The following is a 15342-nucleotide window of genomic DNA, read 5'->3' as shown; positions in this document are numbered from 1 at the left end:
GCGTGAGGGCGTCAATCTCTGGGCCGGAACCCGGACGGTCGTCCGACGGCGACGGTGGCTGCCGAAAAGTGACGTACGTCGGTCGTAGCGTGGGAGGCATGACTGGACGCGCTCTCGAAGCCCCGCCCTCGTCTGCGGCCGACGTCCGCGTGGGCCTGCGGTGACCGAGCTGAGCTGGGCGCAGGTGTCCGCCCGGCGACTGGCGCGGCACGGGCTCTCGGCACCGGCGGCGTCCGCGCCGGACGCCGACCCGGACGTGGACCGCGTCGCCGACGTGGTGTCCACGATGTGCGGTGCGCACGCCCAGGTCGCCTCGGCCGCCGAACTGTCCGTCGGGCTCCGCGTCCCGGGCGCCACTCGTGCCCTGGTGCGCCAGGCGGTGTGGGGCGACCGGACCCTGGTCAAGACCCGTGGTCCGCGCGGGACGGTGCACCTGCTCGCCGCCGCGGACCTGCCGATGTGGACCGGCGCGCTGAGCGCGATGCCCGCCCCGCCGTGGGAGCAGAACCGTGGGCTGTTGACTGCCGAGCAGACCGAGCAGGTCCTCGCGGCCATCGCCGACGCGTTGGCCGAGGCCGAGCTGACAAGTGCCGAGCTGACCGAGGAGGTCGTTGCCCGCACCGGCTCGTGGGCGGGCGAGCGGGTCATGGAGGCCTTCCAGGACAAGTGGCCCCGGTGGATGGCCGCGATGTCGGCCGCCACCCGGGGCGGAGTGATGTGCCACGGCCCGACCCGGGGACGCGCCACGACCTACACCAGCCCGGCCCGCTGGCTGCCCGGGTTCACGCCGATGCCCGGCCCGGCGGCGCTGGCCGACCTCGTCCGGCGCTATCTGCACGCGTACGGGCCGGCCACTCCGGCCCAGTTCGCCAAGTGGCTGTCGGCGACCGAGCGGTGGGCGACCGGGGTGTTCCGGTCGCTGGATCTAGCCGAGGTCACCGTCGCCGGCACGCGGGCGTGGGTGGCCGCCGGCGACACCGACTTTCCGGACGAACCGCCGTCCGGGTTGCGGTTGCTGCCCTACTTCGACGCGTACGCGGTCGGCTGCCACCCCCGTGAGCGGCTCTTTCCCGGGGCCGCCGCCGAGCGGGCGCTGGCCGGAGGACAGGCCGGCAACTTTCCGGTGCTGCTCGTGGACGGGACGGTCGCCGGGGTGTGGCACCAGCGCCGCTCCGGGCGCACGATCCGCATCACCGTCGAGCCGTTGCGGGCGCTCGGCGCCGCTCGCCGCCGGGCATTGGAGGAGGAGGTCGAGCGGATCGGCCACATTCTGGAAGGCAATCCGTCGTTGACAATCGGAACTGTGGACGTCGGCCCGCATGCCTGAGTCAGGATGAGGGCGTGAACATCGAGCCGGTCGACCACGCGCCCCGGCAGGCGTTCCCCTGGGCGGTCCTGCGACAACGCTGGGAGGACCTCACCTTCCTGCACTGGGCCGTCGCCCCGGAGATCGTCGCGCCGTTGCTGCCGGCCGGCACCCGCCCGGACACGATGGACGGCGTGAGCTTCGTCGGCCTGATCGGCTTCCGGATGGTCGGGCTGGGCTTCGGCCGCGGTCCGGGTGTGCCGTATTTCGGCACCTTCGCCGAGACCAACGTCCGGCTCTACTCGGTCGACGACACCGGCCGGCGAGCCGTGGTGTTCCGCTCGCTGGACGCGTCCCGCCTGCTGCCGGTGCTGGTGGCGCGGGCGACTCTGCGGCTGCCGTACCTCTGGTCGTCGATGCGGTTGGACCACGACGGCGACCGCCGCAGCTACCGGTGCCGGCGACGTTGGCCCGGGCCGGCGGGTACGACGAGCGCGATGGCGGTGCGGGTGGGGGAGCGGATCGCCGACCCGACCCCGCTCGAGCACTTCGTCACCGCGCGCTGGGGCCTGCACACGCGGGCTCACGGGGGCACCCTGCACCTGCCGAACTGGCATCCGCGCTGGCCGCTGCACCGGGCCGAGCTGCTGCACCTGGACGACGAGTTGGTCGCCGCCGCCGGGCTGCCGGCACCGGTCGGGCCGCCGGTCAGCGTGCTCTACTCGCCCGGCGTCCGGGTCAGGTTCGGCCCGCCGGTGGCACTGCGGCGGCCCGGCTGAGCGGTGCCGGGCCGCCGCAGCCTCAGTAGCGGCCGCCCTCGGGTGCGGGCAACGCGTCCAGGTCGGCCAGGTCCTCGGCGCTGAGCCGCACGTCGCCGGCGGCGCAGTTGTCCACCAGGTACCTCGGGGTCTTGGTGCCCGGGATCGGGATGACCTGGGCGCCCTGGGCGACCACCCAGGCGAGGGCGACCTGCGCGGGGCTGACCCCGGCCCGGTCGGCGATCTCCCGGACCCGGGCGACGATGGCGAGGTTGGCGCGCAGCGCGTCCTGTTGGAAACGGGGCAGGCCGCGGCGGAAGTCGTCGGCGGGCAGATCGTCGAACGAGGTGAACCGGCCGGCCAGGAAACCGCGACCGAGCGGGGAGAACGGCAGGAAGGCGATGCCCTGCTCGACGCAGTACGGCAGTACCTCGGCCAGCGGGTCGCGCGTCCACAGCGACAACTCGGACTGCACCGACGCCACCGGGTGCACCGCCTGGGCCCGCACGATCTGGGCCACCGTCACCTCGGACAGTCCGATCTGCCGTGCCTTGCCCGCCGCGACGGTCTCCGCCATCGCACCCCAGGACTCCTCGATGGGCACCTCCGGGTCGACGCGGTGCAACTGGTAGAGGTCGACGTGGTCGGTGCCGAGCCGGCGCAGGCTGTCGTCGATCGCCGCGCGGATGTGCTCCGGGCGGCCGTTGTTGCCGATCTTCGCGAGGTTGCCGGGGCCACCGGTGGGAGAGGTGACCACCAGACCGGCCTTCGTCGCGAGGACGGCCCGCTCGCGGTGACCGCCGGCCAGCGCCCGCCCGACCAGCTCCTCGTTGGTGTACGGCCCGTACACGTCGGAGGTGTCGATGAGCGTGGCGCCCAGGTCGAGTGCCTGGTGGATGACCGCGACCGAGGTGTCGTCGTCGCGCGGGCCGGTGACGTCGTAGGCGTGGGTCATGCCCATGCAGCCGAGGCCGATGACGCCGACCTCGGGACCTGCGCTGCCCAGCGTGGTGGTTCGCATGCGCCCCACGCTACGACCCGGCGCGGGCAGCCCGCACACGGTGTGGCGGACCAGTAGGGTCGGTCCATTGACCGTTGCCTCTGACCTGCGATTGGAGCTGCCACGTGGGGAGCAAGCTGGTGGTGGGGACGTTCCTGTCCCTGGACGGCGTGATGCAGGGCCCCGGTGGACCCGGCGAGGACGACTCGTTCGGGTTCCCGCACGGCGGGTGGCTGCCGCCGCATGTGGACGAGGGTTTCGGCGAGATCATGGGCGGGGTGTTCGACCGCGCGGACGGGTTGCTGCTGGGCCGCAGGTCCTATGACACCCTCTCCGGACACTGGCCCAACGTTCCCGACGAGGACGGTGGAGCAAAGATCAACAGCATGCCGAAGTACGTGGCGACGCGCAGCCCGATGACCGCCGACTGGCGCAACACCGAGGTCCTGGTGGGTGAGGCCGCCGAGACCGTCGCCGCGCTCAAGCAGCGCACCGACGGTGAGTTGCTGGTGCAGGGCAGCAGCGACCTGCTGCGTACGCTCCAGGCCGTCGGGCTGGTCGACGAGTACCGCCTGCTGATCTTCCCGGTCGTCCTGGGCCAGGGAAAGCGGCTCTTCGCCGAGGGGACCGCCCCGGCGGGGCTGCGACTGACCGGGTCGCGCACCACCAAGGCCGGCGTCGTCTACGCCGCGTACGAGGTGGCGGGCGAGCCGTCGTACGGCAGCGTTCTGTAGCGAGGCGCGGGTAGGGCGGACGGTTTGCCAGAACACCGTAAGCAGACGGTAAGGCGGCCGGCGCAGGGTGAACCCCATCGGCCACCGCGGGCGGCCGTTCACCCACCGCAGCTTCCGAAGGGACACTCCCGTGTCGATGTCGACAGGTCGCCTCCTTCCCGTACTCACCGCCCTGCTCCTGCTGGCGTCGGCCGCCCCGGCGAACGCCGCGAGCACCGGCCGCGACAACCCGGTCACCTGGTCGGCGGCCTGGTCGGTCGCCCACCACCAGCCCGTACCGGGCAACGACTGGTTCGGCGCGAACTGGTCCGTGCCCGGCTTCGCCGACGAGTCGGTTCGGCAGGTGGTCCGGGTCAGCGCGGCCGGATCCCTGATCCGGATCCGCGTGTCCAACCGGTACGGCAGCCAACCGCTGCGGCTGACCGGCGCCACCGTGGGCCGGCCGGACGCCGGGGCGGCGGTCCGGCCCGGCACCCTGCTCCCGGTCACCTTCGACCGGCGGCGCTCGACCACCGTGGCCGTCGGTGCCGAGGCCACCTCCGACCCGGTGCTCCTGCCGGTACGGGCGTTGGAGGCGCTGACCGTGACGCTGTACTTCGCCGGCGCCACCGGCCCGGCGACCTACCACCAGGACGGGCTCACCAGCACGTACCGCGCGGCGGGCGATCACCGCTTCGACCACCGTGGCGCCGCGTTCTCCGGCGAGACCAGCCAGTCGTGGTACCACCTGGCGGGGGTCGACGTCGCCGGGTCGCCGCGTACCCGGGGGACGGTGGTGACGTTCGGTGACTCGCTGACCGACGGCTACGGTTCCACCCCGGGTGCCGACAACCGCTACCCGGACCAGTTGGCCGAGCACCTGGTCGCCGCCGCCCGCCCGCTGGCCGTGGTCAACGCCGGCATCGGCGGTAACAAGCTGCTCGCCGACTCGACGTGCTTCGGCGAGCGGGGCGTCGACCGGTTCCGCCGCGACGCCCTCGGACAGCCGGGTGTGCGCTCGGTGGTCGTCCTGATCGGCATCAACGACATCGGTGGCGGCGGCTATCCCGACTTCGGCTGTGGCGCCTCGCCCGTGGTGACCGCCGCGCAGCTCATCGACGGTCACCGGGCGCTGATCCGGACCGCACACGCCCAGCGGATCACCATCATCGGCGTCACGATGCCGCCCATCAGGAACGCGACCGGCTACGACACCCCGGCCAACGAGGCGGTCCGCGACGAGGTGAACCGGTGGATCCGCGCCGGCGGCGCGTACGACGCCGTCGTCGACCTCGACCGGGTCCTCGCCGATCCGGCCGACCGGGACGCCCTACGGCCCGCGTACGACCACGGCGATCACCTGCACCTCAACGACGCCGGGGCGACCGTCGCCGCTGCCGCCGTCGCCGCCCGGATTCGCTGAGCACCAGCTCTCGGCCATTCGGCGGGCCTCGGTCGGCGCGAGGTCGAAAATAGTCAGGTGGACGTGTCGAGAGCGTCGGCTTCGGCTTCGACCACGGGGTGAGGGCCGGACACACCCGGTCCCACCCGAAGGCCGACACGGCACGGACCTAGGAGTGGATCGATGACGAAGGTGACGACCGGGGCGACGATGTCGCTGGACGGCTACATCGCGACCGCGTCCCACGGTGGCTTCGAGTACCTCTTTCAGTGGTACGACAACGGCGACGTCGAGACGCCGACGGCCAACCCCGCGATGACGTTCCGGACGTCCGCGGCGAGCGCCCGGCACCTGCGGGAGCTCACCGAGCGGACCGGCGTGCTGGTCGTCGGCCGGCGGCTGTTCGACATGACCAAGGGGTGGGGTGGCCGGCACCCGATGGACGTGCCCGTCGTGGTCGTCACGCACAGCGTGCCGGCGGGGTGGGAGCCGGAGAGCGAGTCCTTCGTGTTCGTCACCGACGGCATCGCCAGCGCCATCGAGCGGGCGAAGGCGCTGGCCGGTGACAAGGAGGTGGGCGTCAACGGTGGCACCATCGCGGCCCAGGTCGTCGAGGCCGGCCTGCTCGACGAGGTGCACGTCGATCTCGTGCCGGTGGTGCTCGGCAGCGGCATCCCCCTGTTCGCCGACCTGAAGATCGCGCCCCTGCAACTCGACGGCCCCCTGCGCGTCGTCGAGGGCAACGGCGTCACCCACCTGGCCTACGGGGTACGCCCGACGGCCTGAGCGCCGCGGGGACCGGCCCGCTCGGGTCGGTCCCCGCTCGACCGGACGTCGGGTCCGCTGCTCCCTGCGCGCCACCGCCGGCTCTGGCGGACCCGGGACCCGGGGCGGTATGCTCCGCCGCGATGATCACTTCCTCTCGTTTCAGATGGGGGGTCCGATCCGCGAACGGTGAGTGCTGATGCACTCCCGGGCCGCGGATGCGGATTCTCGACTGTCCTTCTGGCGGCGCGTGCGTGAGTTCGCCGTGCCGCCGTCCATGATCGAGCGAGCGGGTGCTCGCCGCCTGGTCGGTGACTGGGGCGGGGCGTGTGCCGCCGCGCGTGTCGATGCCGACATCAGCCTGCGGGCGGTCGCCCACCGCCACGGTCGCGAGCTGGCGGCACGGCTTCGGGCCGACCTCCGTCACCTGGCCCCTGACCTGCTGCGCTGGCACCTCCCGAGGGTCGCCCCCGATGGTCTGCTGCGTCCGGGTCTGACCATCTCGCTGATCCGGTACGACCCGGAGCAGCCCACCGGTGGCACGGTGCACCTGGTGGCCCGTATTCCACCGGCCTGGGCGGATGCCGGGCAGCGGATCAGCCTCGGCTTGTGGGACGGGTCGGGCCGACATCCCCACCCCGACCAGCGGTTCCGTCTCGATCTGCACCGCCACCTGTTCGACGCGCGCCGGACCACGGAGTTGCGCAGCCGATCGGGCGCGGGCCGGGCCTCGCTCCCACCCGAGGGCGTCCCCGACGAACTGGTGACGACGCGCGACGCGCACCGGTACGCGACCGACCGGTGGCCAGCCGAGGCGGCGCTTCTGCTCGCGGCCGAGGGACGGACCAGCGGTGCCGTCGCGGTGCGGCTCGGCACCGGACGCCGGCTGGTCCTGCACGTCGACCCACGAGCTGGTGTCGTGGCGGGCGCGGATGGCGATCGGTCCGCCGTGGCAAAGGTCGGCCCGCGGGCGGGCGGGACCGGTCCGCCGGTGCTGCCCGACGCGGCGACCTGGGTGCTGCCCGACCTGGCGCTGCTGCGCGCCGGGCTGATCGAGCCGGCCGAACTGCATCCCCTGGTCGCGGCGACGCTGGTGCCCGAACGTCTGGTGTCCACCGGCCCGGTGGCGTCGGATCGGGCCTCAGCACCGCGCCTGGTGCCGTGCCGAGGCGCCCTGCATCGCATCGGCCTGGTGGACGGGGTGCTCGCCGCGCTGGACCACGACCCGGCCGAGATCCGCCGGGAGGAGCTGCTGGCCGCGCTCACCGGGACCCCGCTGCCCTGCCTGCGGGCCATCGACGAGGCGCACCGACAACCGGAGTGCCTTCCCGACGTGCGGGCGCGGCTCGACCACGGCGACACCGCCGGCGCGCTGGCCACCGTCGAGGCCCTGCTCGGCCCCGAGGCGCTGCTGCGCGACGGCGCCCTGCGCGACGAACTGGAGTCCGCCGCGCAGCGGCGGCTCAACCACGGCCTGTTCCGGGCCGGCCTGATCGAGGCCGGGCGCGGCCCCACCGCCGACAAACCCCGCCGCTCGGGCGCGCGCCAGCGGCGCACGCGCCAGGCGACATTCGGCTGACCCAGCACCCCCTCTTCCCGTACGACTCCCACCGCACCCGACACCAACCCCAAGGTGATGACCATGCTTGCGTCCAGTCCCCAACTCGATGTCGCCGACGACCTGATCGCTCTGCTCGGCGCGACCACCACCGAACCCCGTACCGACATCCAGCTGTCGGCCCTGACGCTGACCGTGGCGGCCGATCTGCCCGTCCTGCTCTGGGGAGCGCCCGGCATCGGCAAGACGGCGGCCCTGACCCACCTGGCCGCGACCCTGGACCTGCCCCTGACGACAGTCGTCGCCAGCGTCCACGAGCCGTCCGACTTCTCGGGTCTGCCGATCGTCGGCGACGACCCGGCGAACCAGGGCGTCCCGATGGCCCCGCCGGACTGGGCGGTGCGCCTGGTCCGGGCGGGTCGGGGCCTGCTGTTCCTCGACGAGTTGTCCACCGCGCCGCCCGCCGTCCAGGCCGCCCTGCTGCGCCTCGTCCTGGAACGCCGTGTCGGCGCCCTGCGGCTGCCACCCGGCGTACGGATCGTCGCCGCCGCCAACCCACGGTCGTCGGCCGCCGAGGGATGGGAGCTGAGTCCGCCGTTGGCCAACCGCTTCGTCCACCTTCAGTGGACCCACGACCACGAGATCGTCGTACGCGGACTCGGTGGCACCTGGCCGCGTGCGGCGCTGCCCCGGCTCGACCCGGACCTGCTGCCGGAGGCCGTCACCTTCGCCCGCCGGGCGGTGTGCGGTCTGCTGTCCGTCCGTCCGGATCTCGTGCACCGGCTGCCCACCACCGACGCCGCCCGTGGCGGGCCGTGGCCGTCCCCGCGGAGCTGGGAGATGGCGCTGCGCCTGACCGCCTTCGCGACGGCGGCGGGCGTCTCCCGGGAGGTGCTGTCGCTCCTGGTCCGGGGCACGGTCGGCGACGGTCCCGGGCTGGAACTGCTGGCCAGCATGGATCGGATGGACCTGCCCGACCCGGAGGACCTGCTGGCTGACCCGGCCGCCGCGGTGCTGCCCGAACGGGGCGATCTGCGGCAGGCCGTGTTGGACGCCGTGGTGGCCGCGGTCCGCAACCGCCCGGAGCGGTCCCGGTGGGACGCGGCGTGGGTGCTGTTGGCGCGGGCCGTGGACACGGGCGCGCCGGACCTGGTGGTGGTCCCCGCGACCACGCTGGCCAGCCTGCGCCGCGAGGACTGGGACGTGCCCCCCACGATCGAGCGCCTCGCCGGGGCGGTGTCGCTGTCCCGACGAGCCGATCAGGTGGCGACCCGGATCGCGGCCGCCGCCGGGGCGCGACGATGAACGCGGGCGTCCCGACGACGCTCGACGTCGACAAGCTGTATGCCGCCCGCCTGTACGCCGCCCGGGTGCGTCCCTACCTGGCGACCGCGCTGTTCGCCCTGTGCCCGGTGGCGTCGCGGCAGGTGCCGACGATGGCGGTGGACCGGCACTGGCGCTGCTACGTCTCGCCGACGTTCGTGGACCGCACCCCGTTGGAGCAGCTCGCCGGGGTGTGGGTGCACGAGGTGTCGCATCTGCTGCGCGACCACCACGGCCGCGGTGACCGGGTCGCCCGGGACCGGGGGCTGAACGGCCCGGGGGAGCGGCTGCGCATGAACATCGCCGCGGACTGCGAGATCAACGACGACGTCTTTGGTGACGGGCTGACGATGCCCGAGGGCGCCGTCGAGCCGGCGTCGCTGGGTCTCCGGCCGGGGGAGCTGATGGAGGACTACCTGCGCCAGTTCGGGCTGGGTCCCCGTACGCAGGGTCTGGTCTGGTTGGACTGTGGCAGTGGCGCGGACGGGCTGGAGCGGGAGTGGGACCTGGGACCGGACGGCGCGCAGGGCCTCAGCGAGCAGGAGCGCGACGCGGTCCGGTTCCGGGTGGCGGAGGGCATCACCGGCCACCCGGGATCCGTGCCCCAGGGGTGGCGACGGTGGGCGGAGCAGGCGTTCCACCCACCGCAGCCGTGGCGTGACCTGTTGGGGGCGGCGGTCCGCTCGGCGGCGGTGGCGGCCGGGACCGGTACGGATCACAGCTATGGCCGGCCGTCCCGGCGGTCCCAGGGCGTGCCGGGCGTGATTCTGCCCAGCCTGCGCCGTCGACCTCCGACGGTCTGCGTCATCGTCGACACGTCCGGGTCGGTCAGCGACGCGGAGCTGGGTAGCGCGCTGCTCGAGGTGGCGGCGATATCCCGGGCCGTGGGCGGTCGACGCGACCTGGTGAGCGTGTTGCCGTGCGACGCGGCGGCCCGGGCGGTGCACGCCCTGTGTCGGGCGGAGGAGATCCCGCTGATCGGCGGTGGGGGCACGGATCTGCGGGCCGGGTTCACCCGTGCGCAGCGGGTCCGGCCGGACGTCATCGTGGCGCTCACCGACGGGCAGACGCCCTGGCCGCGCGCCCGCCCGGTGGCGCGCACGGTGGTGGGCCTCTTCCCCCGGGGCCGGGAGTCGTGGACCGAGGACGCGGATTGCGTGCCGCTCAGGCCACCGGAGTGGGCACGGGTGGTGACCATCGGGCCGCACTGAGTCGACGAGCCGCCGCCACCCCGGCCGGCGAGAAAATCAGCGGCCGACCTTGAACTACATAGCGGATGATCGATATTGTCTGCCGCAGGCGCCGCCCCGCCCCAGGCCATCACCGTCGATCGACCGAAGCGGGTTCACCATGCGCGCACTGAGACTTGTCACGACTCTGGCCGTCGCCGGCCTGCTCGCCGGTGCGGTGGCGACAGTCGCCACACCGGCCAGCGCGGCGACCGCCGTGTTCTCCGTGACCAACAACTGGGGCAACGGCTACCAGGGGCAGGTCGCCGTCACCAACAACACCTCCGCCCAGATCACCAGTTGGCGCGTCGAGTTCGACCTGCCAGCCGGATCGAGCGTCACCCAGTCGTGGAACGCTCAGCAGACGACCTCCGGCAGCCACTACACCTTCACCAACGTGTCCTGGAACGGCACGCTCGCCGCCGGGGCCTCGACGTCGTTCGGCTTTCTCGTCAACGGCTCCGGCACTCCGCTCAACTGCACGGTGAACGGTGCGTCCTGCACCGGCGGCACCCCGCCGACGACCGCGCCACCGACCACGTTGCCCCCGACGACCACCCCGCCCACGACTGCGCCACCGACCACCCCGCCGCCGAGCACCGGCACCCCGGTCGAGCGGCACGGGCAGCTCCGGGTCTGCGGCACGACGATGTGCGACAGGTCCGGCGCGCGGGTGCAGTTGCGCGGCATCAGCAGCATGTGGCTCAACTGGGAGACCGCCCCGTACGCCGAGAACCTCTCCGCGCTGAGGTGGATGCGGGACAACTGGAACCTCCAGGTGATCCGCGCGGCCATGGGCGTGGAGCCGGCCGGCGCGTACCTGAGTGACCCGACCAGGGCGCGGGCGCAGGTGGAGACCATCATCAACAACGCGGTCACCGCCGGGGTGTACGTGATCGTCGACTGGCACGCGCACGAGGCGCAGAACAACCAGTCCCAGGCGGTGGCGTTCTTCGGCGACCTGGCCCGCCGCTACGGCCACCTGCCCAACGTCATCTGGGAGCCGTACAACGAGCCGTTGCAGGTGAGCTGGACCAGCGTCATCAAGCCGTACCACCAGGCGGTGGTCTCCGCGATCCGCGCCGCCGACCCGGACAACATCGTCGTGCTCGGCACGCCGACCTGGTCGCAGGACGTGGACGTGGCGGCGGCCAGCCCGGTGAGCGGCACCAACCTGATGTACACCCTGCACTTCTACTCGTGCACGCACGGCGCGTCCCTGCGGGCCAAGGGTGACGCGGCGATCCGGGCCGGCCTCGCGCTCTTCGTCACCGAGTGGGGCGCCAGCAACGCCGACGGCGGCCTCGACGGCCGCTCCTGCCTGCCCGAGGCGCAGTCCTGGATCGACTGGATGAGGGCGAACGGCATCTCCTGGACGGCGTGGAAGCTCGACGTCGGCACCGACACGACGAACCTGCTCAGCCCCGGCGCGCCGGTTACCGGCGGGTGGAGCAACTACCTGCACGGCCACGCGCCGTTCGTGGTGGCGAACATGAGGTAATCCAGCCGGCACGCTTGATCAACTCCGAATCGCCGATGTCGGGGTGTCCGCTGCGGCACGACACCCCGACATTGCCAATCCCGTGTCGAGCACGCATGGACGACGCGACCCCGGGCGGCCCGTCACGGGCGGTCGTGCAGGAACCACGCGTCGCTGCCGGCCACGGCCAGAGCCAACTGCCACTGCTGGTACTGCAGGCTGCCGCCGACGGCCAGGAGCTGTCCGGCCAGGTCCCACGCCTGTCGGCCCGGCCTCGGTGGACGGTCGACGACGAACTGCAGCATCGTCCCCCACGCTGCCACGAGCCCGGCACCCCACCGCTGCTCCCACTCGCGCATCGCCGCCGCCCAGGCCAGACGGTGCTCGTCGCTCCCCGCCCCGTGGTAGCCGACCCAGGCCGGCGCCAGCCGCTGCGACGCGGTGGGTAGCAGCACCAGCTGCACCCGATCCCAGGTGTGCCAGCTCCCCACTCCCGCGAGATTCTCGTGGTAACGAGCGGCACGCGCGGCGAGGGACGGGTCGGCCAGCAGGGCGTCGTAGGTCCACCGGTCCAGCGCCGCCGCGGTGATCGCGTCCCCGAGCTGATCGAGAGCCGTGGCCACGAACTCGTCACCCGGTGCTGCCCGCACGCTGTACTCGACGCGCCACCTGTCCAACGGCTCGTCGTCGACGTACCGCCGATAGACCGACCACGGATCAACCGTGCGCGACGCCCGGTCCAGCTCGTCGATCTCGGCGGCGTCGGGCTCGTGGTCCAGGCCGCCGGGCAGGGTGAAAACCGGCCAGCGCCCGGTGACCGGTAGCACCGAGTGGGCAGCCCGCCAGGCCTCCCGCAATCGCGTCGGGTCGACGTCGCCGACGAGGACGGTGCCTCCCAGGCCCTCCTCGACCGGATGGCCCGCCAGCGCCGTGCCCCGTAACGCCGTCGCGATCAGCCGAGGGGTGTTCATCAGCTCGGTCACGGCAGCGACAGTAGCGCCGCGGACCGACAACCTGGTGAGACGCGGCCCCGGTGAGAACGGTCCGCCACCTTAACGCACCGGAAACACGCCCGGTACCAAACCTGGGAACGCTCGTCGGACAGCCACGACCACCGATACGCGAACCGGGGTGACCATGGCCGACAACATCACGAACGCGCCGACGTTCGACGGGCCGACCAGCCGGTCCGGCAACGGCCGGGCACTGCCCACGCCGCGCGCCAACACGGCCGCGACCCTCGACGACGGCGACCCGGCGGATCTCGCCACGCTCGGTGTGGAGGAGGAGTTCCACGTCGTCGACCTGCACACCCGGGAGCTGGTGCCCCGGGCGGGAGAGTTGCTCGACCGGCTGCCGGCCGACTCGTTCACCGCGGAGTTGCACCGCAGCGTGGTGGAGACCAACACCGCGGTCTGCCGCACCCTGGACGAGATCCGCGCCGAGCTGACCCGACTGCGCCAACTGGCCGTGCAGGTCGCCGACCGGGCCGGGCTGGGCATCGTGGCGGCCGGCACGGTGCCGTTGCGTGCCGACGGCGACCCGAGCGTCACCCCGACCTCCCGGTACCGGCGGATGCTCGACGAGTACCAGTTGCTCGCGCGGGAGCAACTGATCTGCGGCGCGCAGGTGCACGTCGGGGTGACCGACCGGGACCTGGCCGTCGCGGTCACCCGGCGGGTCCAGCCGTGGCTGCCGGTGCTGCTCGCCCTGTCGACCAGCTCGCCGTACTGGATGGGTCAGGACAGCGGCTACGCCAGCATGCGGTCGCTGGTCTGGCAGCGCTGGCCCACGGCGGGTGACCCGGGCGAGGTGACCAGCGCGGCGGATCACGAGGCGCTGGTCGCCGAGCTGATCTCCTCCGAGACGATCACCGACCCCGCCATGATCTACTTCGATGTCCGGCCGTCGGCGCACGTCCCCACCGTGGAGCTGCGCATCACCGACGCCAACGCCGACGTGGAGACCATCGTCCTGCTCACCGGCCTGTTCCGGGCGTTGGTCCGGCGCGAGGTCGCCGCCCTGCGCGCCGGGGTCGAGCGCACCGCGGTGCGGCCCCCGGTGCTGCGCGCCGCGGTGTGGCGGGCGGCCCGCTCCGGCCTGGAGGGTGACCTGCTCGACCTGCCCCGCTCGGCCCGGCCGGTGCCGGCCGCCGAGGCGGTCCGCCGCCTGGTGACCGACCTGCGCCCGCAACTGGAGGCGACCGGTGACTGGGAGCAGATCCGGGAGCTGACCCGCTACGCCCTGGAGCGCGGCAGCTCCGCCGCGCGGCAGCGACGGGCGTACGAGCGTCGCGGCCGGCTGGCCGACGTGGTGGACCTGCTCCTGGACGAGACCCGGGGCCGGGTCCGCGAGACGCTGCCGGGTGCGCCCACACCACCGGCGCTGCCCACGTACGCCGACGCCGGTGACGAGGTCTTCGGAGCGGCCGGGCCGGAGCCGGCGTACGCCCCGATCCTGGCGGCCCTGCGCCACCTCGGTGCCGGCGCCCTCCGCCAGCGTGAGCACGACCGGGACGAGGAGCAGCGCGCGCGGGGCGTGACGTTCAGCGTGGCCGGTGAGGCGAGCACCCGGCTCTTCCCGGTCGACCTGGTGCCCCGCGTGGTGCCGGCCGCCGACTGGCGGACCCTGCGTACCGGCCTGGTGCAGCGTGCCCACGCCCTGGACGCGTTCCTCCGGGACGTCTACGGCGACCGGGCCGTGGTGGCCGACGGCGTGGTGCCGGCGTGGGTGGTGGAGTCCTCACCCGGGCTGCGCCCGACCGGCGCGCTGATGGGCCGGCGGCGCACCCGCGCCCAGGTGTCCGGGACCGACCTCGTCCGGGACCCGGACGGCGGCTGGTACGTCCTGGAGGACAACCTGCGGGTGCCCTCCGGGATCGGCTACGCGGTGCAGAACCGCCGGCTGACCCAGGCGGTGCTCCCGGAGCTGCCGGTGCCCGACGACCTGCTGCCCGCCGACGAGACGCCCGCGATGCTGTACCGGGCGCTGATCGCCGGCGCGCCCGCCGCGGCCGACGATCCCGCCGTGGTGGTGCTCAGCAGCGGCCCGGGTGACCCCGCGTGGTTCGAGCACCGGCTGCTCGCCGACGAGATGGCCGTGCCGCTGACCGAGACCAGCGACCTGCTGGTGGAGGAGGGCCGGGTCTGGCTGGTCCGCTCCGGCACCCGCAGCCGGGTCGACGTTATCTACCTGCGGATGGACGAGGAGGCGCTGCTGCACGCGCCCGGCGCCGACGGGGTGCCGCTGGGCTGGCCGTTGCTCGCCGCGGTGCACGCCGGGCGGCTCACGCTCGCCAACGCGCTGGGCAACGGCGTCGGCGACGACAAGGCGCTGTACGCGTACGTGCCCCGACTGATCGAGTACTACCTGGGCGAGAAGCCCCTGCTGGGGGATGTGCCGACGTACCTGTGTGGGCTGCCCGAGCAGCGGGCCGAGGTGCTGGACCGGCTCGACCAGTTGGTGCTCAAGCCGGTCGACGGGTACGGCGGCGACCGCGTGGTGATCGGCCCGCGGGCCGAGGCGGAGGAGCTGGACGCCGTCCGGGAACAGATCCTCGCGGCCCCGCACCGGTGGATCGCCCAGGAGATGGTCTCGCTCACCACCCACCCGGTCTTCGACGGCACGGCTCTCGCTCCCCGCCACGTCGACCTGCGGGCCTTCGTGTTCCTCGGCGAGCAGGCCGAGGTCGCGCCGGTGGCGCTGACCAGGGTCGCGCCCGCCGGCAGCATGATCGTCAACTCGTCGCGAGGCGGTGGGTCGAAGGACACCTGGCTGCTCGGTGGAGACGAGCAGAATTCGGTGTAAC

The 15342-nt window shown here is 73.3% G+C and carries 12 protein-coding genes; 10 read left to right on the top strand and 2 right to left on the bottom strand.

Going from position 1 to position 15342, the window contains the following annotated elements:
- The first annotated feature begins 160 nt into the window (after nucleotides 1–160).
- Entirely contained in the window at nucleotides 161–1327 is a 1167-nt protein-coding gene (locus AB0A90_RS26830) for a winged helix DNA-binding domain-containing protein (RefSeq protein ID WP_357253372.1), read from the top strand.
- Nucleotides 1328–1341: 14 nt separating this feature from the next.
- Nucleotides 1342–2085 carry a DUF2071 domain-containing protein gene (locus tag AB0A90_RS26825; protein WP_357253370.1) on the top strand — a complete coding sequence of 248 codons (744 nt, stop codon included), beginning with the start codon at nucleotides 1342–1344 and terminating at the stop codon, nucleotides 2083–2085.
- A 22-nt stretch (nucleotides 2086–2107) separates the two neighbouring features.
- On the opposite strand, the gene AB0A90_RS26820 is transcribed toward AB0A90_RS26825, so the two are convergent.
- Nucleotides 2108–3085 (bottom strand): aldo/keto reductase, encoded by a 978-nt coding sequence (locus AB0A90_RS26820; RefSeq protein ID WP_357253368.1) that lies wholly within the window; start codon nucleotides 3083–3085, stop codon nucleotides 2108–2110.
- Between the two features lie 104 nt (nucleotides 3086–3189).
- On the opposite strand from AB0A90_RS26820, the gene AB0A90_RS26815 reads away from it, so the two are divergent.
- The 7 genes from AB0A90_RS26815 (at nucleotide 3190) to AB0A90_RS26785 (ending at nucleotide 11555) form a co-directional block, all read left to right on the top strand.
- The gene (locus AB0A90_RS26815) at nucleotides 3190–3798 is read left to right on the top strand and encodes a dihydrofolate reductase family protein (RefSeq protein WP_357253366.1); all 609 of its coding nucleotides are present in this window, start codon (nucleotides 3190–3192) and stop codon (nucleotides 3796–3798) included.
- A gap of 136 nt (nucleotides 3799–3934) precedes the next feature.
- Nucleotides 3935–5200 (top strand): GDSL-type esterase/lipase family protein, encoded by a 1266-nt coding sequence (locus AB0A90_RS26810; RefSeq protein ID WP_357253364.1) that lies wholly within the window; start codon nucleotides 3935–3937, stop codon nucleotides 5198–5200.
- Between the two features lie 162 nt (nucleotides 5201–5362).
- Complete coding sequence (locus AB0A90_RS26805; protein ID WP_357253362.1) at nucleotides 5363–5965, top strand: dihydrofolate reductase family protein; 603 nt, start codon at nucleotides 5363–5365, stop codon at nucleotides 5963–5965.
- 178 nt (nucleotides 5966–6143) lie between these two features.
- The gene (locus tag AB0A90_RS26800) at nucleotides 6144–7523 is read left to right on the top strand and encodes a hypothetical protein (RefSeq protein WP_357253360.1); all 1380 of its coding nucleotides are present in this window, start codon (nucleotides 6144–6146) and stop codon (nucleotides 7521–7523) included.
- 57 nt (nucleotides 7524–7580) lie between these two features.
- Nucleotides 7581–8807 (top strand): MoxR family ATPase, encoded by a 1227-nt coding sequence (locus AB0A90_RS26795; protein WP_357253358.1) that lies wholly within the window; start codon nucleotides 7581–7583, stop codon nucleotides 8805–8807.
- Complete coding sequence (locus AB0A90_RS26790) at nucleotides 8804–10036, top strand: VWA-like domain-containing protein (protein ID WP_357253356.1); 1233 nt, start codon at nucleotides 8804–8806, stop codon at nucleotides 10034–10036. The genes AB0A90_RS26795 and AB0A90_RS26790 overlap by 4 nt, the downstream gene beginning before the upstream one ends.
- A gap of 139 nt (nucleotides 10037–10175) precedes the next feature.
- Nucleotides 10176–11555 (top strand): cellulase family glycosylhydrolase, encoded by a 1380-nt coding sequence (locus tag AB0A90_RS26785; RefSeq protein ID WP_357253354.1) that lies wholly within the window; start codon nucleotides 10176–10178, stop codon nucleotides 11553–11555.
- A 122-nt stretch (nucleotides 11556–11677) separates the two neighbouring features.
- Here AB0A90_RS26785 and AB0A90_RS26780 read toward each other — a convergent pair whose 3' ends face one another.
- Nucleotides 11678–12517 carry a DUF4253 domain-containing protein gene (locus AB0A90_RS26780; RefSeq protein ID WP_357253352.1) on the bottom strand — a complete coding sequence of 280 codons (840 nt, stop codon included), beginning with the start codon at nucleotides 12515–12517 and terminating at the stop codon, nucleotides 11678–11680.
- Between the two features lie 154 nt (nucleotides 12518–12671).
- Here AB0A90_RS26780 and AB0A90_RS26775 point away from each other — a divergent pair, with 154 nt between their 5' ends.
- On the top strand, nucleotides 12672–15341 hold the full coding sequence (locus AB0A90_RS26775; protein WP_357253350.1) for a carboxylate--amine ligase/circularly permuted type 2 ATP-grasp protein: 2670 nt from the start codon (nucleotides 12672–12674) through the stop codon (nucleotides 15339–15341).
- Nucleotide 15342: the final 1 nt, after the last annotated feature.

The organism is Micromonospora sp. NPDC049204 (assembly GCF_040647935.1).
GTDB lineage: Bacteria > Actinomycetota > Actinomycetes > Mycobacteriales > Micromonosporaceae > Micromonospora.
This window is presented reverse-complemented; position numbering and strand designations above follow the sequence as displayed.

Excerpts from the sequence above, each read along its gene's own strand:
- AB0A90_RS26820 (WP_357253368.1), bottom strand. The coding sequence starts at position 3,085 with ATGCGAACCACCACGCTGGGCAGCGCAGGTCCCGAGGTCGGCGTCATC.
- AB0A90_RS26810 (WP_357253364.1), top strand. The coding sequence starts at position 3,935 with ATGTCGACAGGTCGCCTCCTTCCCGTACTCACCGCCCTGCTCCTGCTG.
- AB0A90_RS26805 (WP_357253362.1), top strand. The coding sequence starts at position 5,363 with ATGACGAAGGTGACGACCGGGGCGACGATGTCGCTGGACGGCTACATC.
- AB0A90_RS26800 (WP_357253360.1), top strand. The coding sequence starts at position 6,144 with ATGCACTCCCGGGCCGCGGATGCGGATTCTCGACTGTCCTTCTGGCGG.
- AB0A90_RS26795 (WP_357253358.1), top strand. The coding sequence starts at position 7,581 with ATGACCATGCTTGCGTCCAGTCCCCAACTCGATGTCGCCGACGACCTG.
- AB0A90_RS26790 (WP_357253356.1), top strand. The coding sequence starts at position 8,804 with ATGAACGCGGGCGTCCCGACGACGCTCGACGTCGACAAGCTGTATGCC.
- AB0A90_RS26785 (WP_357253354.1), top strand. The coding sequence starts at position 10,176 with ATGCGCGCACTGAGACTTGTCACGACTCTGGCCGTCGCCGGCCTGCTC.
- AB0A90_RS26775 (WP_357253350.1), top strand. The coding sequence starts at position 12,672 with ATGGCCGACAACATCACGAACGCGCCGACGTTCGACGGGCCGACCAGC.